Source organism: Pseudomonas sp. GL_090, assembly GCF_057837765.1.
Genome location: NZ_CM174452.1, coordinates 4,882,577 through 4,903,728 on the forward strand (window position 1 = coordinate 4,882,577; position 21,152 = coordinate 4,903,728).

The following is a 21,152-nucleotide window of genomic DNA, read 5'->3' on the forward strand; positions in this document are numbered from 1 at the left end:
GGCTGCGACCAAGGCACGCGGCTCAGGCAATCTGAAAGGCCGCTAAATGAAGGGTGTCGTCGATCACCACCGAAGGAACAACACCGACGATCCAGCCCGCCTCAAGTTTCACCACCTCGCACTCACCATCGCCCATGCCGTCATTGCGGACGGCAAACTGAAGCGAAGACAGATGACGCTTGCCGTAATCGAAGTCCATGCCACAGGCAATCAGAAAATCGATTTTTGCCCCCGTCAGTTCAACTTCCTTGTCCCGCTCACCGTCTTTCAACACCGCATAATCCAGGCACAAATTGATGCCGAATGGGCAACCCGCTACAAGGCTGTTAATAAACGTTCCTTCGTAGCCACCAAAGTAACTGTGCTCGGCCTGCACACTACTGACTGTCTTTACCCTTACCACGACCTGATCGAACAACTTGAAAAACCAGTACCCGTCTTCCGCTCCTACATTTTTTCCAAAATCAATTCCTGACACATAACGTTTCGGCCACATCGACATCAGCGGCATGTCGACCTCATATTCCTTATTGGAAATGGTCAGCACATAATTGATGACATCGTAATAGCTCGACTCCCCCTCTCCCACCTTGATCAACGTCGCACAACTTCCCGCCAATAAAACGATCTTGCCGTAGCGCTCCACTGGCAGATCGCTTATCAAAAGCGTCACACATTCAGTCACCTTCGTCAGATAGGCAGAGTTCAGCTCGTGAAGCTCCTGTTCATTACGGACTTCGTGCCAGGGAATGTTCCAGAAAAACTCAGGCAAGGTAACGAAAACGCACGCGGGACTGCCGTGATCGTCGCGAGCAGCTTTCGCAGCGATCTTGATCTTTCGGCGTACAAGCTCCGCCCGTACGACAAGCTCGTCGTCCAGGTAATCGTGAATGGATTGATCGAGTTGTCGCGGCTGTGAAAGCTGCGATTTAAAAGTGGGTTGGCGTAACGAGGCGATACTTACCAGCATTGAGAATATCCTTATTCATTGAACTTCATTCCATTAGTTCTCTTCCCTGAGAATACTTCGGGCGAAAGAAAACCCGAGAGATCGTATCGACGCGACCTTTCGGGTTCAATTGATTAATCCAGCAATGTACTAACAAACATGTAATGCCAGAGAAGCGATTACCACATCAGATCATCAGGGATCTTGTAGGCCGCGTACGGATCGTCCTCGACGCTGACTTCTTCGGTCTGCACATTCAACTGCACGATGCGTTGCGGGTCGCGCTCCTGAATTTTCAATGCCGCCTCGCGCGGAATCACTTCGTAGCCGCCAGCGTGATGCACGATGGCCAGCGAACCGCTGCTGAGCTTGTTGCGCATCAGGGTGTTGACGCAGATGCGCTTGACCTTCTTGTCGTCGACGAAGTTGTAGTAATCCTCGGTCGTCAATTTCGGCAAACGCGAGACTTCGATCAATTGCTTGACCTGCGCGGCACGGGCCTTGGCCTCAGCCTTTTCCTGCTGCTGTCGGTTGAGCTCCTGGTCGCGCTTGACCTTCTCGGCCATGGCTTCCTGTGCCGCGCGCTGCTGGGAGTCATCCAGCTCGATCTGGCCTTTGTGGGCCAGGCGTTGCTGTTTCTGCTTGTCTTTGCTGACCTGCTTGGCCTGCTTCTGGTTGACCAGCCCTGCTTTGAGCAACTGGTCGCGAAGGGAAATGCTCATGGTGCTTATTACTCACTTAGGCCACTGCTCAACCGCAGCTGGGCAAATTCTTTTCCTGACGTTTGGCTTCGCCCCACAAGGCGTCCAACTCTTCGAGGGTGCAATCTTCCATGGGACGGCGGGTGTCGCGCAATGCCTGTTCGATAAAACGAAAGCGTCTTTCAAACTTGGCGTTGGCGCCACGCAGTGCCGTTTCCGGATCAACCTTGAGATGCCGCGCCAGATTGACCACGGAAAACAGCAGGTCACCGATCTCGTCGGCCACGGCCTCGGGATCATTTTCCGACATGGCTTCGAGGACTTCATCGAGCTCTTCACGCACTTTATCCAACACCGGCAAGGCGTCCGGCCAGTCGAAGCCGACCTGCCCTGCGCGCTTTTGCAATTTCGCCGAGCGTGACAACGCCGGCATTGCAGCGGGGACGTCATCGAGCAACGACAGCTGTTCAGGCGCCGAGGACCTCTCCGCGCGCTCCTCGGCCTTGATCTCTTCCCAACGCTGCTTGACCTGCGCTTCGCTCAGGCGTGGGACATCCAGTGGTGCGTAGAGATCGCCGGTGGGGAACACGTGAGGATGACGGCGGATCAGCTTGCGGGTGATGCTGTCGACCACGCCGGCGAACTCGAAGCGCCCATCTTCCCGGGCCAATTGGCTGTAATACACCACCTGGAACAACAGATCGCCCAGCTCGCCCTGCACGTGATCGAAGTCGCCGCGCTCGATGGCATCGGCAACTTCATAGGCTTCTTCAAGGGTGTGCGGGACGATGGTGGCCCAGGTTTGCTTGATGTCCCACGGACAACCGTACTGCGGGTCGCGCAGGCGGTTCATCAGGTGCAGCAGGTCTTCAAGTGAATACATCGTTCAGTCTCTTTCCGCTCCCTGTAGGAGCGAGCCTGCTCGCGATGGACGTTAACGATGACGCGTGCAATCTGAATGAACGCGCCGTTCTCTGGTTCATCGCGAGCAAGCTCGCTCCTACAGTAAAGCGCTCCCGTCTCAGGGCGTACGGTTACGCCGGGTTTCGATGATGTTCGGCAACTGGGAAATCCGCCCCAGCAACCGCCCCAATGCATCCAGCCCCGGAATCTCGATGGTCAGGGACATCAACGCAGTGTTGTCCTCCTTGTTCGAACGGGTGTTGACCGCCAGCACGTTGATCCGCTCGTTGAGCAAAACCTGCGAGACGTCACGCAGCAGACCGGAACGGTCGTAGGCACGAATGACGATATCCACCGGATAGGTGAGCACCGGCACCGGGCCCCAGCTGACCTGGATGATCCGTTCCGGCTCGCGCCCGCTCAGTTGCAGCACCGAGGCGCAGTCCTGGCGGTGAATGCTCACCCCACGGCCCTGGGTGATGTAACCGACGATGGCATCCCCCGGCAGCGGCTGGCAGCAGCCGGCCATCTGGGTCATCAGGTTGCCGACGCCCTGGATCTGGATGTCGCCGCGCTTGCCCGGTTTGTAGCCGGTGGCCTTGCGTGGAATCAGTTCAAGCTGTTCGTTGCCACGCTCCGGCTCGACCAGTTGCTGCGCCAGGTTGACCAGTTGCGCCAGGCGCAGATCCCCGGCGCCGAGGGCGGCGAACAGGTCTTCGGCGGTTTTCATGTTGGCCTTGTCGGCCAGCTTGTCGAAATCCACCGCCGGCAGGCCGAGGCGATTGAGTTCGCGCTCGAGCAGGGTTTTACCGGCCGCGACGTTCTGGTCACGAGCCTGCAGCTTGAACCAGTGAACGATCTTCGCCCGTGCCCGCGACGTGGTGACGTAGCCCAGGTTCGGGTTCAGCCAGTCACGGCTCGGGGTGCCGTGCTTGCTGGTGATGATCTCGACCTGTTCACCGGTTTGCAGGCTGTAGTTGAGCGGCACGATGCGCCCGTTGATCTTGGCGCCACGGCAGTTGTGACCGATTTCGGTGTGGACGCGGTAGGCGAAGTCCAGCGGGGTCGCGCCCTTCGGCAAATCGATGGCGTGACCGTCCGGGGTGAAGATGTAGACCCGGTCCGGCTCGATATCCACCCGCAACTGTTCCGCCAGCCCGCCGATGTCACCCAACTCTTCGTGCCATTCGAGCACCTGGCGCAGCCAGGAGATTTTCTCTTCGTAGTGATTGGAGCCGGACTTGACGTCGGTGCCCTTGTAGCGCCAGTGCGCGCACACGCCGAGTTCGGCTTCTTCGTGCATCGAGTGAGTGCGGATCTGCACTTCCAGCACCTTGCCCTCGGGCCCGATCACCGCGGTGTGCAGCGAGCGATAACCGTTTTCCTTGGGGTTGGCGATGTAGTCGTCGAACTCTTTCGGGATGTGTCGCCACAGGGTGTGGACGATGCCGAGCGCGGTGTAGCAATCGCGCATTTCCGGCACCAGCACGCGCACGGCACGCACGTCGTAGATCTGGCTGAACTCCAGACCCTTGCGCTGCATTTTGCGCCAGATCGAATAGATGTGTTTGGCCCGGCCGCTGATGTCGGCATCGACGCCGGTGGCCTGCAATTCGTTTTTCAGCTGGCTCATCACGTCGCTGATGAAACGCTCGCGATCCAGTCGCCGCTCATGGAGCAGCTTGGCGATCTGCTTGTACTGGTCGGGTTCGAGGTAACGGAAAGACAAGTCTTCCAGTTCCCACTTGATGTGACCGATACCCAGGCGATGGGCCAGCGGCGCGTAGATGTCAAAGACTTCACGGGCCACGCGGTTGCGCTTTTCGTCGTCGGCGGTCTTCACCGCACGGATTGCGCACGTACGCTCGGCCAGCTTGATCAGGGCGACGCGAACGTCGTCGACCATGGCCACCAGCATCTTGCGCAGGTTTTCCACCTGGCCCTGGGTGCCCAGCACCAGGGATTTACGCGGGCTCAGGCTGTCGCTGATCGCGGCCATGCGCTGCACGCCGTCGATGAGCTTGGACACCACCGGACCAAAGCGCTGGCTGACGGCCGGCAACTTGATCTGGCCTTCACGTACGCCTCGATACAGGATCGCGGCGACCAGTGAGTCCTGGTCGAGTTTGAGATCGGCCAGGATCTCGGCGATCTCAAGCCCGGTACGGAAAGTCGAGTTACCTTCCGACCACAGATTCTGTGCCGCATTGGCTTGTTGTTCGGCCTCGCGAGCGTACTCGCAGGCCTCTTTCAAGGCTTCGCGATCCAGTGCCAGATCGACACTGACCGCATGATCGAGCCAAGCCTCGAGATTGATACTGCCGTCGGTGTTGATTGGCTGGTGTGCTCTCACCTGTACCATCTTGCTTACCTTCCCTACGACGCAGATTCAATGCGTCAAATCGCTGACCTTCGTTGCCCGTGCGCGGCTGCACGGGCGGGCCAGTCGGACCAGACGAGCATCCTAGCTCGCTTCAAATAACGCCATGGCCTCGACATGTGCCGTTTGAGGAAACATATCGAGAATCCCGGCACGTTTTAACCGGTAGCCCTGCTTGATCAATTCGACCGTGTCGCGCGCCAGCGTCGCCGGATTGCACGACACATACACCAAACGTTCGGCGCCCAGGCTCCTGAGCTTGCGCACAACCTCGAAAGCACCGTCACGCGGTGGGTCCAAGAGTACCGCACAAAAGCCTTCGGCGGCCCATTCGGCGTCCGTCAAAGGCAGGGATAAATCGGCCTGAAAAAACTTCGCATTATGCAAATTGTTGCTAGCGGCATTCGCCGCTGCCCGATCGACCATCACTTGCACGCCTTCGACCGCCACCACTTCACGAGCGGCCCTGGCCAGCGGCAAGGCAAAGTTGCCAAGGCCACAGAACAGGTCGAGTACGCGCTCATCCGCTGTCGGCTTCAGCCAGTCCAGCGCCTGGGCGACCATCGCTTCGTTGACCGCGGCGTTGACCTGGATGAAATCGCCTGGACGATACGCCAGCTCCAGGCCCCACTGTTCAAGACGATAGCCCAACGACTGATCGACCTCGACCGGTTGTGGTTCGCCGTCGCCATGCAGCCACAACTGGGCTTGATGGAACGCGCAGAAATCCTTGAGGATGGTCAGGTCGGCGTCGGACAGCGGCGCCATGTGCCGCAGCAACACGGCCAGCGTCGAGCCGCTGAACAACTCCACATGCCCAAGTGCCTGGGGTTTGCTCAAGCGCCGCAGCATCTCCGGCAAGCGGGCCATGATCGGTTGCAAAGGCTGTACCAGCACAGGGCAATCATCGATGCCCACAATGTCCTGGCTGCCGGCGGCACGGAAACCGACTTCGAGTTTTTTCGCCTTCATGTCCCAGCGCACCGCGACGCGAGCACGACGCCGATAAGCGAACTCCGCACCGCTCAATGGCGCCGCCCACTCTTCGGGTTCGACGCCCGCGACCCTCGACAACTGCTCGGCGAGCATGCGCTGTTTCAGGGCAAGCTGTTCGTTGTGGGGCAGATGTTGCACGCTGCAACCACCGCAGCGGCCGGCATGGGCGCACGGCGCCGGGCGGCGCAATTCGCTGGCCTTGAACACCCGTTCGGTGCGCGCCTCGACCACTTTGCCGTGGGCACCGAGGACGCGCGCCTCGATCTCTTCACCGGCCAAAGCGCCGATGACGAACCAGGTGCGACCTTCGAAAAACGCGATACCGCGACCGTCATTGGCCAGGCGCTCGATGGTCAGGCGCTGCTTTTTGCCGGTCGGGACTTGCGGGGCCTTGCTGCCGCCGGTGGGCTGGAAGCGCAGGCCTCTTTCATGTTTGGCCATCAGTTGGGCGCGTCGAAAATGCCGGTCGACAGGTAACGGTCGCCACGGTCGCAGATGATCGCGACGATCACCGCGTTTTCAACTTCTTTGGACAGACGCAGCATTGCCGCCACGGCACCGCCCGAGGACACACCACAGAAAATGCCTTCTTCGCGGGCCAGACGACGGGTCACGTCTTCGGCTTCGCTTTGGGCCATGTCGACGATCCGGTCCACGCGGTCGACCTGGTAGATCTTCGGCAGGTATTCCTGAGGCCAGCGGCGGATACCCGGGATCGCCGAGCCTTCCATCGGTTGCAGGCCGACGATCTGCACGTTGTCGTTCTGCTCTTTCAAGTAGCGCGACACGCCCATGATGGTGCCGGTGGTGCCCATGGAGCTGACGAAATGAGTGATGGTGCCCTGGGTCTGGCGCCAGATTTCCGGGCCAGTAGTGGTGTAGTGCGCCTCGGGGTTGTCACCGTTGGCGAACTGATCCAGTACCTTGCCGCGACCTTCGGCTTCCATCTTCTGCGCCAGGTCACGGGCGCCTTCCATGCCTTCTTCCTGGCTGACCAGAATCAGCTCGGCGCCATAGGCGGTCATGGCTGCCTTGCGCTCGGCGCTGGAGTTGTCCGGCATGATCAGGATCATCTTGTAACCCTTGATCGCGGCGGCCATGGCCAGGGCGATCCCGGTGTTGCCCGAGGTCGCCTCGATCAGCGTATCGCCGGCGTGGATCTGCCCGCGCAGTTCGGCGCGGGTGATCATCGACAGCGCCGGACGGTCCTTGACCGAACCCGCCGGGTTGTTCCCTTCGAGCTTGAGCAATAGGGTATTGCTGGTGGCGCCGGGCAGGCGCTGCAAACGGACCAGCGGAGTGTTGCCGACGCAATCGGCGATGGTTGGGTACTGCAAGGTCATGGCGTATTCGCAATCCAGACTGCGGGGGTGCCTATCATACCGGCAAACGTTCGCAGGCCATATCACGCAAAGTGTGGTGCTTATGGTTTATGGGAATAAGCCCGGATTTATCGGTGTGTGGAAGGGCCTCATCGCGAGCAGGCTCGCTCCCACAGAGGGCTGAGGTGATCACACAATTTGTGGTTGAAACACGGTCAGTGTGGGAGCGAGCCTGCTCGCGATGGCGTTGTCACTGACATCGCCATCATCCGCCAACAACCGCATATTCAGGCGCAACCCGGTCCCGGTGTTCTGCGCCCACAGCTGTCCGCCCTGACGCTGCACCGCGTTTCGGGCGATGCTCAAGCCGAGGCCGAACCCACCATCCCCCGGCCGCGAACCGTCCAGTCGGGTAAACGGCAGGAAGATCCGCTCCAGATCAGCTTGCGCCACGCCGCCGCCGTGATCCTCCAGCCACAGGTGCCAGAAATCGCCATCACGCCGACCGCCCAGTTGGACAATGCCTCCCGCCGGTGAATGCCGAATCGCATTACGCAGAATGTTTTCCAGCGCCTGGGCCAGGGTGTTGAGATGACCGCGAACCCAGCAGGATGCATCCACCGTGCATTGCAACTGCGTATCGGGCCAACCACTTTCATAGCAGGCGTTCTCAGTGAGCATTTCCCACAGGGCCTGGACCTGGATCGCTTCGTCGGGCAACCGGGTGCGCTCGGTATCGAGCCACGCCAGTTGTAATGTGTCTTCCACCAGGCGCTGCATGCCATCGACCTCACGGCCGATGCGTTCGCGCAAGGCTTCGAGCCCCTGTTCACTTTCACTGGCCACGCGCAGGCGGCTCAGCGGCGTACGCAATTCGTGGGACAGGTCGCGCAATAACTGTTGCTGCAAGGCCACGGTGCTTTGCAGGCGCTCGGACATGTGATCGAACGCCCTGCCCAACTCGCCCAGTTCATCGGAACGATTGGTGGTGCGGCTCGACAGTCGTACGTTCAGTTGATCGGCACGCCAGGCATTGGCCTGTTCACGCAGGCTGTTGAGCGGCACCACCAGCAAGCGATACAACCCGACGCACAGCAGCAAGGTGAACAATCCCGGAATCACGCCGTTGGTGATCACCCGCCAGAACACCCGGTAACGCCCGGGTACGAAGCGCTTGGGCAACTCGATCACCAGGCTGCCGGCGGACGGGTCACCGGGAAACGGTATGCGCATCCAGGGTTGGCCTTTCTTGTGGATCGGCCAATCGAGGCCGCGCAAAAAAGTCAGGCGCTCGACTTCCTTGTCTGTCAGCGATTGGTTGCTCAAGGACTGCAAATCACCGCCGATCACACCGACCCAGCCTTTTTCCCGCTGATGCATGCCTTGCAGCCAGTCATCGACACCGGCGCCCTGCCGCTGCCGCCATGCCTGCTCGGCCTCGGCGGCATAGCGTGTCAGGGTGCCACGGGCCTCATCGGAGAGGAACTGGTTACGCTGCTCCATGTACCGACCCCAGGACCAACTCAGCCAGATCATCAGCAGACAGAAAGCGACCAATAGACAGGCCAGTTTCCAGAACAGCGAATGCCTGCCCGGCAAATTACATTTCATCGGCGGCGCTCAGGATGTAGCCCTTGCCCCATACCGTACGCACTTCGCGCTCGGTGTAGCCGATGGCCTTGAGCTTGCGACGGATCTGGCTGATGTGCATGTCCAGGCTACGGTCATGGGCCGCATAACCGCGTTGCAGCACCTGTTGATAAAGGAAGGCTTTGCTCAGTACTTCATCGGTAGTGCGGTGCAACGTCTCCAGCAACCGATACTCGCTGCGGGTCAGGCCGCCAGCCTGGTCCCCGTAAAAGACCTCGAAGCTTTCATCGTCGAAACGCAGGCTGTCCATCGAAGGAGCAGGCGCTGTCGGCACCGGCCGGCGGTCGAGTGCCACCCTGCGCAGAATGGCTTCGATGCGCACCCGCAACTCCACCATGCTGAAGGGCTTGGGCAGGTAATCATCGGCCCCCAGGCGAAAGCCGCTGATACGGTCGGCTTCGGCACCGAGGGCCGACATCAGCAACACCGGGGTGGAATGGCTCTGACGCAACTGGGTCAGTACCGCCAGACCGTCCATGCCCGGCAGCAGAATATCCATCAACACCACATCGAAAGGCTGCCGGCGGGCAATGTCCAGGCCCTCCTGGCCGTTCTGGCACCAGGTCACCTGAAAACCGCTACGGTCCAGGTGCTCATGCACGTAAGCGCCGAGCACAAGGTCGTCTTCGATGGACAGGATTCGCGGGAGGCCGGCAGTGATGGGAGTCATGAGTATCTGCAAATAATTCTCAGTTGAGCGATTATTCAAGATTGCCTCGTCAGGAGCAACCTGCGGTTGGCCTATATCACCAATGACTCGTCCTGGCCGACGAATGACTGCATCATTTTTACGAGGATTGCCCGCAAGCAAATCGCTACACTGCGCAAGGGATGCATGGTGGATGCATGTGCAGGTCAATAAATTGCGGGATGCAGGAGAGATGCGTGCTCAAGAAACTGGGAATCAAAGGCCGCGTGCTGTTGCTGACCCTGCTGCCAACCAGCCTGATGGCGTTAGTGCTGGGGGGATATTTTACCTGGATGCAACAGGCTGACCTGCAAACCCAGCTCATGCAGCGCGGCGAAATGATCGCAGAGCAGTTGGCTCCACTGGCGGCGCCAGCCATGGGCCATCAGGACAACGAACTGCTCGAGCGCATCGCCACCCAGGCCCTGGAACAAACCGACGTACGGGCCGTGACCTTCCTGGCTCCTGACCGCACGCTGCTGGCCCACGCCGGCCCGACCATGCTCAACCAGACACCTTCCGGCAGTGGCACGCAGATGCTGCGCCGCAGTGGCAGCGATGCGACCCGCTATCTGCTGCCGGTATTCGGCAAACACCGCAACCTGGCCGGAGACGTGATTCCCGAAGAAGCCGACCGCCTGCTGGGCTGGGTCGAGCTTGAACTGTCCCACAACAGCATGCTGTTACGTGGTTACCGCAGCCTGTTCGCCAGCCTGATGCTGATTGCCGGGGGGCTGACGGGGGCGGCATTGCTGGCCCTGCGAATGGGGCGCACGATCAATCGGCCGTTGAGCCAGATCAAGCAGGCCGTGGCCCAACTCAAGGACGGTCATCTGGAAACCCGCTTGCCGCCCCTCGGCAGCCAGGAACTGGACGAACTGGCCTCCGGCATCAACCGCATGGCCGGCACCCTGCAGAACGCCCAGGAAGAATTGCAGCACAGCATCGACCAGGCCACCGAAGATGTGCGCCAGAACCTGGAAACCATCGAGATCCAGAACATCGAGCTGGACCTGGCGCGCAAGGAAGCCCTGGAAGCGAGCCGGATCAAGTCCGAATTCCTGGCCAACATGAGCCATGAAATCCGCACGCCGCTCAACGGCATTCTCGGCTTCACCCACCTGCTGCAAAAAAGCGAGCTCACCCCGCGCCAGCTCGACTACCTGGGCACCATCGAAAAATCCGCCGACAGCCTGCTGGGCATCATCAACGAGATTCTCGATTTCTCGAAAATCGAGGCCGGCAAACTGGTGCTCGACCATATTCCGTTCAACCTGCGCGACCTGCTGCAGGACACCCTGACCATCCTCGCCCCGGCCGCCCACGCCAAGCAGCTGGAACTGGTGAGCCTGGTGTACCGGGACACACCGCTGTCACTGGTGGGCGACCCGCTGCGGCTCAAGCAGATTCTGACGAACCTGGTGAGCAACGCGATCAAGTTCACCCGCGAAGGCACCATCGTCGCCCGCGCCATGCTCGAAGAAGAACACGAAGACACCGTGCAGTTGCGCATCAGCATTCAGGACACGGGCATCGGTCTGTCGAACCAGGACGTACGCGCCCTGTTCCAGGCCTTCAGCCAGGCCGACAACTCGCTGTCGCGGCAACCCGGCGGCACTGGCCTGGGCCTGGTGATTTCCAAGCGTCTGATTGAACAGATGGGCGGCGAGATCGGTGTCGACAGCACGCCGGGGGAAGGCTCGGAGTTCTGGATCAGCCTGAGCCTGCCGAAAACCCGCGACGATGCCGAAGACCTGCCCTGCGCACCCTTGCTCGGGCGCCGGGTGGCGGTACTGGAAAACCACGAGCTGGCGCGGCAGGCATTGCAGCATCAACTGGAAGACTGCGGCCTCAGCACCACACCGTTCAATACCCTGGAAAGCCTGACCAATGGCGTCACCGCCGCCCACCAGACCGACCAGGCGATCGACCTTGCCGTGCTCGGCATCACCAGTAACGACATGCCGCCGGAACGCCTGAACCAGCACATCTGGGACCTCGAACATCTTGGCTGCAAAGTGTTGGTGCTGTGCCCGACCACGGAACAGACGCTCTTTCATCTTTCCGTGCCCAACCCCCACAGCCAGCTCCAGGCGAAACCGGCCTGCACCCGCAAGCTGCGACGCTCCCTGTCTGACCTGGTCAGCCCGCGTCCGATGCGCAGCGAACCGGGCGAACCGCTGTCCAGTCGCGCCCCGAAGGTGCTTTGCGTCGACGACAATCCGGCCAACCTGATGCTGGTGCAGACCCTGCTCGAAGACATGGGCGCCAGGGTACTCGCGGTAGAAAGCGGTTATGCCGCCGTCAAGGCTGTGCAGAACGAGACATTCGATCTGGTGTTGATGGACGTGCAGATGCCCGGCATGGACGGTCGCCAGAGCACCGAGGCGATCCGCCAATGGGAAAGCGAACGCCATTGCACGCCTTTGCCGATCGTGGCCCTCACCGCCCACGCCATGGCCAACGAAAAACGCGCGCTGCTGCAAAGCGGCATGGACGACTACCTGACCAAACCGATCAGCGAACGGCAATTGGCCCAGGTGGTGCTGAAGTGGACCGGCCTGGCGCTACGCAATCACAGCCCGGAGCGCTCCGGCGATGGGCATGCTGGCGCTCAAGACCTGCTGGTGCTCGACCACGAGGAGGGCTTGCGCCTGGCCGCCGGCAAGGCTGACCTGGCTGCAGACATGCTGGCAATGCTGCTGGCGTCACTGGAGGCTGACCGCGAAGCCATCCGACAGGCTCAGCAAAGCAATGACCACAACGCCCTGATCGAACGGGTCCATCGCCTGCATGGCGCGACGCGTTACTGCGGCGTACCGCAATTGCGTGCGGCCTGCCAACGCAGTGAAACCCTGCTCAAGCAACAGGACCCGAAAGCCGGCGTGGCACTGGATGAGCTCGACCGGGCAATCAATCGCCTGGCGGCCCAGGCGCGTATGAATGCTTGATGCAGCGCAATCGCGAAGGGTTGCCGGCGAGCTAACCTGACGACTGTCGAATGCCGGCTTGCTCAACGGCGCAGGCCACCTTCAAGGAGCACCGCATGCGTACGATACTTTTCAGCAGCCAGAACTACGACCGCGACAGCTTCCTCGCGGCCGAGCAACCGCCCGGCATCGAGCTGCAATTTCAGCCTGCGCGCCTGAGCCTCGACACGGTGGCGCTCGCCCAAGGGTATGAAGCGGTTTGCGCATTCATCAATGATGACCTAGGCGCGGCGGTACTCGAACGCCTGGCCGCCGGTGGCACACGCCTGATCGCCCTGCGCTCGGCCGGTTACAACCATGTCGACTTGCCAGCGGCAAAGCGACTGGGACTGGCCATCGTGCGCGTCCCGGCCTATTCGCCCCACGCCGTGGCCGAACATGCCGTAGCGCTGATCCTCGCACTCAACCGCCGCTTGCCCCGCGCCTACAACCGCACTCGCGAAGGGGATTTCAGACTGCAGGGGCTGACCGGTTTCGATCTGGTGGGCAAGACCGTCGGCGTGGTCGGCACCGGTCAGATTGGCGCCACCTTCGCCAAAATCATGAGCGGATTTGGCTGCCAGTTACTGGCCTATGACCCCTACCCCAACCCACAGGTCGAAGCCCTCGGCGCGCGCTACCTGAGCCTGCCGCAATTGCTGGCCGACTCGCAGATCATCAGCCTGCACTGCCCGCTCAACGAGCAGAGCAGGCACTTGATCAACCGCGAGTCCCTGGCGCACATGCAACCGGGCGCGATGCTGATCAATACCGGACGTGGCGGCCTGGTGGACACCCCGCCACTGATCGACGCACTGAAAGACGGACGCCTGGGTTACCTGGGGCTGGATGTATATGAGGAAGAGGCGCAGTTGTTCTTCGAGGACCGCTCCGACCTGCCGTTGCAAGACGACGTACTGGCCAGGCTGCTGACTTTTCCTAACGTGATCGTCACCGCGCACCAGGCCTTCCTGACCCGCGAAGCGCTGGACGCGATTGCCGCCACCACATTGCGCAACATTGCAGCCTGGACGGCGGGCACCCCGGAAAACCAGGTCACGGGCGACTGAAACGGATCGAAGGTCATCTGCCTGCGCGATGCGGCGTGCAAGCCCGTGCTAGCATATCGCGCATATTTGGAGGACCCATGGTCGAACACGATTTCCGCTACAGCCTGATGAACCCGCAACACACCCTCACCGAATGCCGCGCCTTGGTGCCGGGCCGCTATCAAGTCACCGGCAACGGTGGTTCGATTCGCAACAATGACGTGCTGGTCGTGACCCTCAAGGGTGCCAGGGACTTGTCCATGCGCCTGACCGTCGAAACGGTTCGCCACCTGATCAACCCGCCCGGCCAATGGGTCGCGGTGGCCAGTGGCCCGGTGTTCGGCGAACTGGCCATCCACACCTGGCAAGTGAACTGTGACAGCTGCGCCAAAGAGCTGAGCTTCGAGTTCGCCGTCGATGCCAAGCTGGGCAACAAGGCCGAAAAACCTGCCGCCACCGCAAGGATTGCCGAATTGGGCTGGACCACCGTTGGCGAGAAACACCTGTGCCCGAAATGCCAGGAGCCTGCGTGATGAAACGCCTCGCTGTGAGCGCCATGGTCGGCGCCAGCCTGCTGGGCTGCGCCGCCGAGCCGGTGCAGCTTGAACACAATCGCAGCTACATTCTGGAGTGGATCGGCGAGCGGCCGTTGATGGACTACAGCCACCTGACCATCACCCTCGGCGAAGACGGCCGGGCGTACGGCAATGGCGGCTGCAACCACTGGTTTGCGCCGTACACCCTCGATGGCGACAAACTGACTTTCGGCAAAATCGGCAGCACCCGCAAATTGTGTGCACCGGCGCTGATGGAACAGGAAAAACGCTTCCTTCAGGCCCTGGAAAACGTCCAGCGCTGGGACGTCTCCCCGATCGAGCAGATCCGCTTCTGGCCAGCCGAAGGCAAGCCGCTGCGTTGGTGGCTTGAGGAGGGTTGATCGTAGCTTTGCAGGAGCCGGCTTGCCGGCTCCTGCAAAGTCAATTCTTCGCCTGCAACGCCTCAAGCTTGGCCATCACCCCCGCCGCCGTCTGTTCACCCATCAACTGCTCACGCACCTTGCCCTTGTCATCGATGATGTAGGTCACCGGCAACGCCTCGCTGCGCGGCAGCTCGAACAGTTCGGAAGGATCCTGGGCCAGCACGGTGAACCTGATCCCCAGTTTCTCGCTCGCGCCCTTCAGCTCTTGCCCCTGGACATTGTCGAAGTTGACCCCGAACACACCGATTTTCTTGTCCTTGAGCTGCTCGGCCAAGGCATTCAACTCCGGTATCTCGGTACGGCAAGGCCCGCACCATTCTGCCCAGTAGTTGAGCACCAGCCATTTGCCGTCCAGTCGGTCGGCGGCGATCTTGTGGCCGTCCTGGTCGATGCCATAGTCATTACCGCAGCCCCCCAGCATCAACGCTCCGATGATCGCCAATGCTGCTGCCAGTCGCCTTGTCATGTCGTGTTCCTTGTCAAAAATAAAATGCGCCTGCGACCCATCGCCTCTCACGGTTCTGGATTGCGCGCTGCACAGTTAGAATAGCTGCCACCTTACGCAAGATGCGACCCGCTCATGACCGATCTGACGCTTTATCACAACCCGCGCTGCTCGAAATCCCGCGGTGCGCTCGAACTGCTTGAAGCCCGTGGCCTGACTCCGACCGTGGTCCGCTATCTGGAAACCCCGCTGGACGCCGCGCAGATCCAGAGCCTGCTGGGCAAACTCGGGATCAGCGCGCGGCAATTGCTGCGCACCGGCGAGGACGAGTACAAGACCCTCGACCTGGCTGACAGCAGCCTGAGCGAAGCGCAGTTGATCGCCGCCATCGCCGCCCACCCGAAACTGATGGAGCGACCGATACTCGAAGTCGGCGACAAGGCCATCATCGGCCGCCCACCGGAACAGATCCTGGAACTGTTGCCATGAGTGCACCGTACATTCTGGTTCTGTACTACAGCCGCAGCGGCTCGACCAACGAAATGGCCCGGCAGATCGCCCGTGGTGTCGAACAGGCCGGGCTTGAGGCCCGCCTGCGCACGGTGCCGGCGATTTCCTCCGAGTGCGAAGCCGTTTCGCCGGAGATTCCCGACGAAGGCGCACTCTATGCCAGCCTCGACGACCTGAAGAACTGCGCCGGCCTGGCGCTTGGCAGCCCGACCCGCTTCGGCAACATGGCCGCTCCGCTCAAGTACTTTCTCGACGGTACCAGCAACCTGTGGCTGACCGGCGCCCTGGTGGGCAAACCGGCCGGTGTGTTCACCTCCACCGCGAGCCTGCACGGCGGCCAGGAAACCACCCTGCTGTCGATGATGCTGCCGTTGCTGCACCACGGCATGCTGATCACCGGCCTGCCCTACAGCGAATCGGCACTGCTGGAAACCCAGGGCGGTGGTACGCCATACGGCGCCAGCCACCACGCCGGCGCCGATGGCAAAAGCGGTCTGGATGCCCATGAAGTGGCGCTGTGCCGCGCGCTGGGTATGCGCCTGGCCAAGACTGCACAGAAACTGGAGAGCTGAGGTGGCCAAGAAACCGAAGATCCTGCCCGCCCTCGAATGGCTCGAACCACGGGTCAAGGCGATGCGCGCCATCAGCCTGCTGTGTTTTTTCGGGCTGGTGGGATTGCTGTGTGTTTACTACCTGGCGATTGCCGATCTGCACGGGGCACGCCCCTGGGTGATCCTGTTGATCGAATTGGTGCCACTGCTGATTCTGGCACCGGGGATGATCATCGGCAGCCCTCGCGGGCATTCGTGGATGTGCTTCGTGGTGAACCTGTATTTCATCAAGGGCGCATTGGCGGCCTATGACCCGAACCGGCAAGTATTCGGTTTGCTGGAGATGGGCGCGAGCCTGGCGGTGTTTTGCTCGGCGTTGTTGTATGTGCGATGGCGGTATCAGTTGAACCGCAAGCTGGCGGGTGAAGGCGAAATCTCTGTCGCCTGATCTGACGCCATCGCGAGCAGGCTCGCTCCCACAGAGGATTTTGTGAACGACACACATCCAATGTGGGAGCGAGCCTGCTCGCGATTGGAGCGACTAGGTCTCAATGATTCACTGTGTAAGCCAGCATCATCGAAATCTGGCTCATCGGCCGCCCGCCACTTTCTTCATGCCACTGGTTGAACACGTCCTGGACCAACGCCAGGTCGCGCAGACTGCTCGGTACCTTGTCGATGATGTCCTGCGCATTCAACGCCGCCACCACGTCATAGCTCGGTACAAAGGTGTCCTTGCCGATCATCCGCAAGAAGCGCGGGGCCGACAGCCCGCCCAACTGATGCCCGCGCTTTTTCAGGAAGGTCCAGAGCCCGACGATATCGGTCACCGGCCAATCGGCGATCAGCGCACCGAAGCTGCCTTTTTCATGGGCCACATCCAGTATGAACTGCGCATTACGCGGTACGCTCTTGAGCTTGCCCAAGTGACGGATGATCCGCGTGTCCTGCATCAGGCGCTCAAGGTGCTCGGCGCTCATCAGCACGACTTTTTCCGGGTCGAACTTGAAGAATACTTCTTCGAAGGCCGGCCACTTGGCATCCACCAGGCTGTGCTTGAGCCCGGCGCGGAATACCCGCAGCGCCATCGTCGAGAGGTAGCGGTCGTCGCTGATCTTGCGCAGTTGCGCCGGGGTCTTGGGAGCGGGCAGATGGGCTTCCAGTTCAGCCGCCGAACCGAAGCGGTTCAGACAGTATTCATTGAGCCACTTGTAATCGCGCATGCCCTCTCCTGAGAATTGAAAAATGAACTGCCAACTTGTGACAAAACCTGTGGGAGCCAGCCTGCTGGCGATGGCGGTGTATCAGTCAACCATGATGGGTCTGACACACTGCAATCGCCAGCAGGCTGGCTCCCACCGTAATTGGGGTTAGAGGTTGACCACGTTGACGAACCGCGAGGCCGCTGATTCGTCGATCTTCAGGCTGGTGAAGTCGAACAGATTGCAATCCGCCAATTGCGACGGGATCACGTTCTGCAGGCTGCGGAAAATGCTTTCGGTACGGCCCGGGGTCTTGCGCTCCCAGTCCAGCAGCATTTCCTTGACCACCTGACGCTGCAGGTTTTCCTGGGAACCACAAAGGTTGCACGGGATGATCGGGAATTGCTTGAAGTCCGAGTAAGCCTGGATGTCTTTTTCGTTGCAGTAGGCCAGCGGGCGGATCACCACGTTGCGACCATCGTCGGCGCGCAGTTTCGGTGGCATGGCCTTGAGCGAACCGTTGAAGAACATGTTCAGGAAGAACGTTTCGACGATGTCGTCACGATGGTGACCGAGGGCCATCTTGGTCGCGCCGATTTCATCGGCGAAGGTGTAGAGCGTGCCGCGACGCAGGCGCGAGCACAGCGAGCAGGTGGTCTTGCCTTCCGGAATCAGCTCCTTGACCACCGAATACGTGTCTTTCTCGACGATGTGGTACTCGATCCCCAGGTCCTTGAGGTAGGCCGGCAGCACGTGCTCCGGAAAGCCCGGCTGCTTCTGGTCCATGTTCACGGCCACGATCTCGAACTTGATCGGCGCGACCTTCTGCAAGTGCATCAGCACATCGAGCATGGTGTAGCTGTCCTTGCCACCGGACAGGCAGACCATGACCTTGTCGCCGTCTTCAATCATGTTGAAGTCGGCAACCGCCTCACCGGCCAGTCGGCGAAGGCGCTTTTGCAGTTTGTTCTGGTTGACTGTGAGAGTGCCCATGACGCGAAATCCGTGAGGTGTGACGAAAAGCCGGCATTTTACGCAAAAACACCTCAGGGGCGAAGTGCCTGGCCAAAAGGGCCGTTCGCCACAGACCCGGCGGCGATTAACAACCGGGTTTACAGCGCGATTTGCTCTAAAGCCCCTACTCCCTCTGGGGAAACTCCTCCCTATACTGCGACATAAGGTCACATACAAATTCAGACCTATGACTTGCTTGGCCACATTGGCCCGTAGGCGCTCCGCTGGGGGGCGATGGTAAAAACAAGAGGAGTGACTGGCATGATCCATCACGTAGTGGGGCTCTTCACCCACCCTGACCAAGAATGGAAAGAAATCCGTGGCGACCAGGAGGAAAGCATCAGCCACATGTACCTGACCCATACACTGATCCTGGCGGCGATCCCCGCCGTGTCTGCCTTTATTGGCACCACACAGGTCGGCTGGGTCATCGGCAATCGACCTCCCGTAATGCTGACCGTAGAAAGCGCGATATGGATGACGATCATGTCGTACCTGGCGATGCTCGGCGGTGTCGCGGTAATGGGCGCATTCATCCACTGGATGGCCCGCACCTATGACGCCAACCCAAGCCTCGCCCGCTGCATTGCGTTTGCTACCTACACCGCTACACCGCTGTTCATCGGTGGCCTCGCCGCCTTGTACCCGCATTTGTGGCTGGGGATGATCGTCGGCACCGCCGCCATCTGCTACACGGTGTACTTGCTGTACGTGGGCTTGCCGACATTCATGAACATTCCATCTGACGAGGGCTTCCTGTTTTCAAGTTCGGTGCTCGCCGTAGGCCTGGTGGTGCTGGTCGCCATCATGGCGTTCACAGTCATTGTCTGGGGACTCGGCGTGGGGCCGGTCTACACCAGTTAGCCGCTCATCACTGAAAATCGGAACTGCCGACAAAGGCCGCCGCAAGGCGGCCTTTTCATTCTTCAGCAACGAGGCGGCATACGACCATTCGTCAACCTGGCGATTCGCAAGGTCCGAGGGTTGCGGCATACTCGACCGCTCTGGAGATCCATCAAGCATGCCCGAGCAACTCAATACCCGCGTCGAAGACTGTTTCCAACAAGCCGAATCCTTTTTCAAACGACCTTTCAAGCGCCCCGTGGTGAGCCTCAAGCTGCGCGGGCAAAAAGCCGGTGTCGCGCATTTGCACGAGAACCTGCTGCGCTTCAACCCACAGCTGTACCGGGAAAACGCCGAAGATTTCCTCAAACAGACCGTGGCCCATGAAGTCGCACACCTGATCGCCCACCAGTTGTTCGGCGACCGCATCCAGCCCCATGGCGAAGAGTGGCAATTGATCATGCGCGGTGTGTACGAACTGCCGCCCAACCGCTGCCACACCTATGACGTCAAACGCCGCAGCGTGACCCGCTACATCTACAAGTGCCCGTGCGCCGACAGCGACTTCCCGTTCTCGGCCCAGCGCCACAGCCTGGTTCGGCAAGGACGGCGGTATTTGTGCCGGCGGTGTCGCAATACCCTGGTGTTCAGTGGGGAGATGCGGGTCGAGTAGTTGAGTTTTGTAGTGGCTGCACTGGCCTCTTCGCCAGCGGGCTGGCTCCCACAGGGGATCATCGGTCCACCATAGATCCATGGTGGGAGCCAGCCTGCTGGCGAAAGCGATTTATCAGGCACTAAAGAACCACCTTGGAACGCCGCAGTTCATCTATCCGCTCAACACTGAACCCCAGTTCCCCCAACACCTGATCCGTATGCTGCCCCAGCGCCGCGCCAATATGCCGGGGCTCAGGCAACCCTTGTGAAAACTTCAGCGGACAAGCCATCTGCGCCTGGGACGAGCCATCGCCCCGGGGCACTTCGGCCACCAACTCCCGCGCCTGCAACTGTGGATGATGCAGCGCTTCTCCCAGGCTCAACACCGGCTCGACACAGGCATCCAGTTCGGCAAACAGTGTGCGCAACTCGGCAAAGTCATGCTTTTCGAATTCGGCCTTCAGCGCGTCTTTAAGCTGTTTCTGCTGCGCCGGTTGCGCTGACAGGCCGAGACCGGCCAAGGCTTCCAACCCCAACGCCGTGCACAGCTGTTTCATGAATACCGGTTCCAGGCTGCCCACCGATAGCCAGCGGCCATCCCGGGAACGGTAGTAATCGTAGAAGCTACCGCCGTTGAGCACCTGGTTTTCCGGACCCGGCTCGACGCCGCAGGCCAGATACCCGGCACCCGCCATCGCATTGAGGCTGAACGCGCAGTCGGTCATGCTGACATCCAGGTGCTGGCCCTGACCGGTTTGCTGCCGGGCAACGACCGCCGCCAGCAAGCCAATCACCCCATGCAACGAGCCACCGGCGACATCCGCCACCTGCATGCCCAACGGCAAAGGCCCACTGTCGGCACGGCCGGTGTAACTCGCCAGACCGGACAGGGCCAGGTAGTTGATGTCATGGCCGGCGCGGTCCTTGTAGGGGCCGGTCTGGCCGTAGCCGGTGATCGACACATAAATCAATTTCGGATTGATCGCCTTCAGGGCTTCGTAACCCAGGCCCAGACGCTCCATGACACCCGGGCGGAATTGCTCGAGCACAATGTCGTAGTCCTGCAGCAACGACCTGATCACCTCCAGCGCCTCAGGCTGCTTGAGGTCCAGGGCGAGGCTGCGCTTGTTGCGGTTGAGGTAGGCATGACTGGCTGACACGCCTTGATCGTGGGGCGGCAACACCCGCAGCAGATCCATGCGGGTCGGTGATTCGATGCGCAGCACTTCGGCGCCCATGTCCGCCAGCAGCAACGAGGCGAACGGCCCCGGCAGCAGTGTCGAGAAATCCAGAACCTTGAGTGATGCCAGTGGACCGAGCATGGGCGTTCTCCCTTAATGATGCCCA

The 21,152-nt window shown here is 60.6% G+C and carries 21 protein-coding genes; 9 read left to right on the forward strand and 12 right to left on the reverse strand.

Features of this window, described 5'->3' with window-relative positions; all coding sequences use genetic code 11:
• Window positions 1-22 precede the first annotated feature (22 nt).
• The 8 genes from AC3ITA_RS21930 to AC3ITA_RS21965 all read right to left on the reverse strand — a co-directional run bounded on the left by AC3ITA_RS21930 (window position 23) and on the right by AC3ITA_RS21965 (window position 9,571).
• Window positions 23-970: a hypothetical protein gene (locus AC3ITA_RS21930; protein ID WP_095942664.1), complete on the reverse strand. Its 948-nt coding sequence runs from the start codon at window positions 968-970 to the stop codon at window positions 23-25.
• A 158-nt stretch (window positions 971-1,128) separates the two neighbouring features.
• Complete coding sequence (locus AC3ITA_RS21935; RefSeq protein ID WP_008051468.1) at window positions 1,129-1,671, reverse strand: DUF2058 domain-containing protein; 543 nt, start codon at window positions 1,669-1,671, stop codon at window positions 1,129-1,131.
• Window positions 1,672-1,699: 28 nt separating this feature from the next.
• On the reverse strand, window positions 1,700-2,533 hold the full coding sequence (gene mazG / locus AC3ITA_RS21940) for a nucleoside triphosphate pyrophosphohydrolase (RefSeq protein WP_489278358.1): 834 nt from the start codon (window positions 2,531-2,533) through the stop codon (window positions 1,700-1,702).
• A gap of 138 nt (window positions 2,534-2,671) precedes the next feature.
• Window positions 2,672-4,915, reverse strand: coding sequence for a GTP diphosphokinase (relA, locus tag AC3ITA_RS21945; RefSeq protein WP_095942666.1), 2,244 nt, complete (start codon window positions 4,913-4,915; stop codon window positions 2,672-2,674).
• Between the two features lie 102 nt (window positions 4,916-5,017).
• The gene (rlmD, locus tag AC3ITA_RS21950; RefSeq protein WP_414929067.1) at window positions 5,018-6,370 is read right to left on the reverse strand and encodes a 23S rRNA (uracil(1939)-C(5))-methyltransferase RlmD; all 1,353 of its coding nucleotides are present in this window, start codon (window positions 6,368-6,370) and stop codon (window positions 5,018-5,020) included.
• Entirely contained in the window at window positions 6,370-7,272 is a 903-nt protein-coding gene (gene cysM / locus AC3ITA_RS21955) for a cysteine synthase CysM (protein WP_489278359.1), read from the reverse strand. The genes rlmD and cysM overlap by 1 nt, the downstream gene beginning before the upstream one ends.
• 168 nt (window positions 7,273-7,440) lie before the next feature.
• Window positions 7,441-8,862: a histidine kinase sensor domain-containing protein gene (locus tag AC3ITA_RS21960; protein ID WP_489278360.1), complete on the reverse strand. Its 1,422-nt coding sequence runs from the start codon at window positions 8,860-8,862 to the stop codon at window positions 7,441-7,443.
• Complete coding sequence (locus tag AC3ITA_RS21965) at window positions 8,852-9,571, reverse strand: response regulator transcription factor (RefSeq protein WP_489278361.1); 720 nt, start codon at window positions 9,569-9,571, stop codon at window positions 8,852-8,854. The genes AC3ITA_RS21960 and AC3ITA_RS21965 overlap by 11 nt, the downstream gene beginning before the upstream one ends.
• Window positions 9,572-9,786: 215 nt before the next feature.
• Here AC3ITA_RS21965 and AC3ITA_RS21970 point away from each other — a divergent pair, with 215 nt between their 5' ends.
• The 4 genes from AC3ITA_RS21970 to AC3ITA_RS21985 all read left to right on the forward strand — a co-directional run bounded on the left by AC3ITA_RS21970 (window position 9,787) and on the right by AC3ITA_RS21985 (window position 14,544).
• On the forward strand, window positions 9,787-12,540 hold the full coding sequence (locus AC3ITA_RS21970) for a response regulator (protein ID WP_095942671.1): 2,754 nt from the start codon (window positions 9,787-9,789) through the stop codon (window positions 12,538-12,540).
• Window positions 12,541-12,635: 95 nt separating this feature from the next.
• Window positions 12,636-13,628, forward strand: a complete 993-nt coding sequence (locus tag AC3ITA_RS21975; RefSeq protein ID WP_150672590.1) for a 2-hydroxyacid dehydrogenase — start codon at window positions 12,636-12,638, stop codon at window positions 13,626-13,628.
• 77 nt (window positions 13,629-13,705) lie between these two features.
• Window positions 13,706-14,140, forward strand: a complete 435-nt coding sequence (locus AC3ITA_RS21980; protein ID WP_095942673.1) for a hypothetical protein — start codon at window positions 13,706-13,708, stop codon at window positions 14,138-14,140.
• A complete protein-coding gene (locus tag AC3ITA_RS21985) occupies window positions 14,140-14,544 on the forward strand; it encodes an META domain-containing protein (RefSeq protein ID WP_095942674.1) in 405 nt (134 codons plus the stop codon). The genes AC3ITA_RS21980 and AC3ITA_RS21985 overlap by 1 nt, the downstream gene beginning before the upstream one ends.
• Window positions 14,545-14,584: 40 nt before the next feature.
• Here the strand turns inward: AC3ITA_RS21985 and AC3ITA_RS21990 are convergent, their stop codons facing one another.
• Window positions 14,585-15,052: a TlpA disulfide reductase family protein gene (locus AC3ITA_RS21990; RefSeq protein WP_095942675.1), complete on the reverse strand. Its 468-nt coding sequence runs from the start codon at window positions 15,050-15,052 to the stop codon at window positions 14,585-14,587.
• 114 nt (window positions 15,053-15,166) lie between these two features.
• Here AC3ITA_RS21990 and arsC point away from each other — a divergent pair, with 114 nt between their 5' ends.
• From arsC to AC3ITA_RS22005, 3 genes are read left to right on the forward strand one after another with little or no spacing between them, the layout of a single operon-like run.
• Window positions 15,167-15,520, forward strand: a complete 354-nt coding sequence (arsC, locus tag AC3ITA_RS21995) for an arsenate reductase (glutaredoxin) (protein WP_150672588.1) — start codon at window positions 15,167-15,169, stop codon at window positions 15,518-15,520.
• A complete protein-coding gene (gene wrbA / locus AC3ITA_RS22000) occupies window positions 15,517-16,113 on the forward strand; it encodes an NAD(P)H:quinone oxidoreductase (protein WP_095942677.1) in 597 nt (198 codons plus the stop codon). Before arsC ends, wrbA begins: the two co-directional genes overlap by 4 nt.
• A gap of 1 nt (window position 16,114) precedes the next feature.
• Window positions 16,115-16,540 (forward strand): DUF2069 domain-containing protein, encoded by a 426-nt coding sequence (locus AC3ITA_RS22005; RefSeq protein WP_150672587.1) that lies wholly within the window; start codon window positions 16,115-16,117, stop codon window positions 16,538-16,540.
• 100 nt (window positions 16,541-16,640) lie between these two features.
• Here the strand turns inward: AC3ITA_RS22005 and AC3ITA_RS22010 are convergent, their stop codons facing one another.
• Complete coding sequence (locus AC3ITA_RS22010; RefSeq protein ID WP_095942679.1) at window positions 16,641-17,315, reverse strand: DNA-3-methyladenine glycosylase I; 675 nt, start codon at window positions 17,313-17,315, stop codon at window positions 16,641-16,643.
• A gap of 147 nt (window positions 17,316-17,462) precedes the next feature.
• Window positions 17,463-18,287, reverse strand: coding sequence for a tRNA 2-thiocytidine(32) synthetase TtcA (gene ttcA, locus AC3ITA_RS22015; protein ID WP_489278362.1), 825 nt, complete (start codon window positions 18,285-18,287; stop codon window positions 17,463-17,465).
• Window positions 18,288-18,569: 282 nt separating this feature from the next.
• Here ttcA and AC3ITA_RS22020 point away from each other — a divergent pair, with 282 nt between their 5' ends.
• Together AC3ITA_RS22020 and AC3ITA_RS22025 are read left to right on the forward strand one after the other, a co-directional pair.
• Window positions 18,570-19,172: a Yip1 family protein gene (locus AC3ITA_RS22020; RefSeq protein ID WP_008051494.1), complete on the forward strand. Its 603-nt coding sequence runs from the start codon at window positions 18,570-18,572 to the stop codon at window positions 19,170-19,172.
• A gap of 157 nt (window positions 19,173-19,329) precedes the next feature.
• Complete coding sequence (locus AC3ITA_RS22025; protein ID WP_095942681.1) at window positions 19,330-19,824, forward strand: SprT family zinc-dependent metalloprotease; 495 nt, start codon at window positions 19,330-19,332, stop codon at window positions 19,822-19,824.
• Between the two features lie 121 nt (window positions 19,825-19,945).
• Here AC3ITA_RS22025 and AC3ITA_RS22030 read toward each other — a convergent pair whose 3' ends face one another.
• Window positions 19,946-21,127 (reverse strand): CaiB/BaiF CoA transferase family protein, encoded by a 1,182-nt coding sequence (locus tag AC3ITA_RS22030; protein WP_489278363.1) that lies wholly within the window; start codon window positions 21,125-21,127, stop codon window positions 19,946-19,948.
• Window positions 21,128-21,152 lie beyond the last annotated feature (25 nt).

Bases quoted from the DNA above. Each gene is read 5' to 3' on its own strand.
- AC3ITA_RS22030 (WP_489278363.1), bottom strand. From the start codon at position 21,127: ATGCTCGGTCCACTGGCATCACTCAAGGTTCTGGATTTCTCGACACTG.
- rlmD (WP_414929067.1), bottom strand. From the start codon at position 6,370: ATGGCCAAACATGAAAGAGGCCTGCGCTTCCAGCCCACCGGCGGCAGC.
- AC3ITA_RS21990 (WP_095942675.1), bottom strand. From the start codon at position 15,052: ATGACAAGGCGACTGGCAGCAGCATTGGCGATCATCGGAGCGTTGATG.
- wrbA (WP_095942677.1), top strand. From the start codon at position 15,517: ATGAGTGCACCGTACATTCTGGTTCTGTACTACAGCCGCAGCGGCTCG.
- AC3ITA_RS22010 (WP_095942679.1), bottom strand. From the start codon at position 17,315: ATGCGCGATTACAAGTGGCTCAATGAATACTGTCTGAACCGCTTCGGT.
- arsC (WP_150672588.1), top strand. From the start codon at position 15,167: ATGACCGATCTGACGCTTTATCACAACCCGCGCTGCTCGAAATCCCGC.
- mazG (WP_489278358.1), bottom strand. From the start codon at position 2,533: ATGTATTCACTTGAAGACCTGCTGCACCTGATGAACCGCCTGCGCGAC.
- AC3ITA_RS21930 (WP_095942664.1), bottom strand. From the start codon at position 970: ATGCTGGTAAGTATCGCCTCGTTACGCCAACCCACTTTTAAATCGCAG.
- cysM (WP_489278359.1), bottom strand. From the start codon at position 7,272: ATGACCTTGCAGTACCCAACCATCGCCGATTGCGTCGGCAACACTCCG.
- AC3ITA_RS21960 (WP_489278360.1), bottom strand. From the start codon at position 8,862: ATGAAATGTAATTTGCCGGGCAGGCATTCGCTGTTCTGGAAACTGGCC.
- ttcA (WP_489278362.1), bottom strand. From the start codon at position 18,287: ATGGGCACTCTCACAGTCAACCAGAACAAACTGCAAAAGCGCCTTCGC.
- AC3ITA_RS21965 (WP_489278361.1), bottom strand. From the start codon at position 9,571: ATGACTCCCATCACTGCCGGCCTCCCGCGAATCCTGTCCATCGAAGAC.
- AC3ITA_RS21980 (WP_095942673.1), top strand. From the start codon at position 13,706: ATGGTCGAACACGATTTCCGCTACAGCCTGATGAACCCGCAACACACC.
- AC3ITA_RS21935 (WP_008051468.1), bottom strand. From the start codon at position 1,671: ATGAGCATTTCCCTTCGCGACCAGTTGCTCAAAGCAGGGCTGGTCAAC.
- relA (WP_095942666.1), bottom strand. From the start codon at position 4,915: ATGGTACAGGTGAGAGCACACCAGCCAATCAACACCGACGGCAGTATC.
- AC3ITA_RS21975 (WP_150672590.1), top strand. From the start codon at position 12,636: ATGCGTACGATACTTTTCAGCAGCCAGAACTACGACCGCGACAGCTTC.
- AC3ITA_RS21985 (WP_095942674.1), top strand. From the start codon at position 14,140: ATGAAACGCCTCGCTGTGAGCGCCATGGTCGGCGCCAGCCTGCTGGGC.
- AC3ITA_RS22020 (WP_008051494.1), top strand. From the start codon at position 18,570: ATGATCCATCACGTAGTGGGGCTCTTCACCCACCCTGACCAAGAATGG.
- AC3ITA_RS22025 (WP_095942681.1), top strand. From the start codon at position 19,330: ATGCCCGAGCAACTCAATACCCGCGTCGAAGACTGTTTCCAACAAGCC.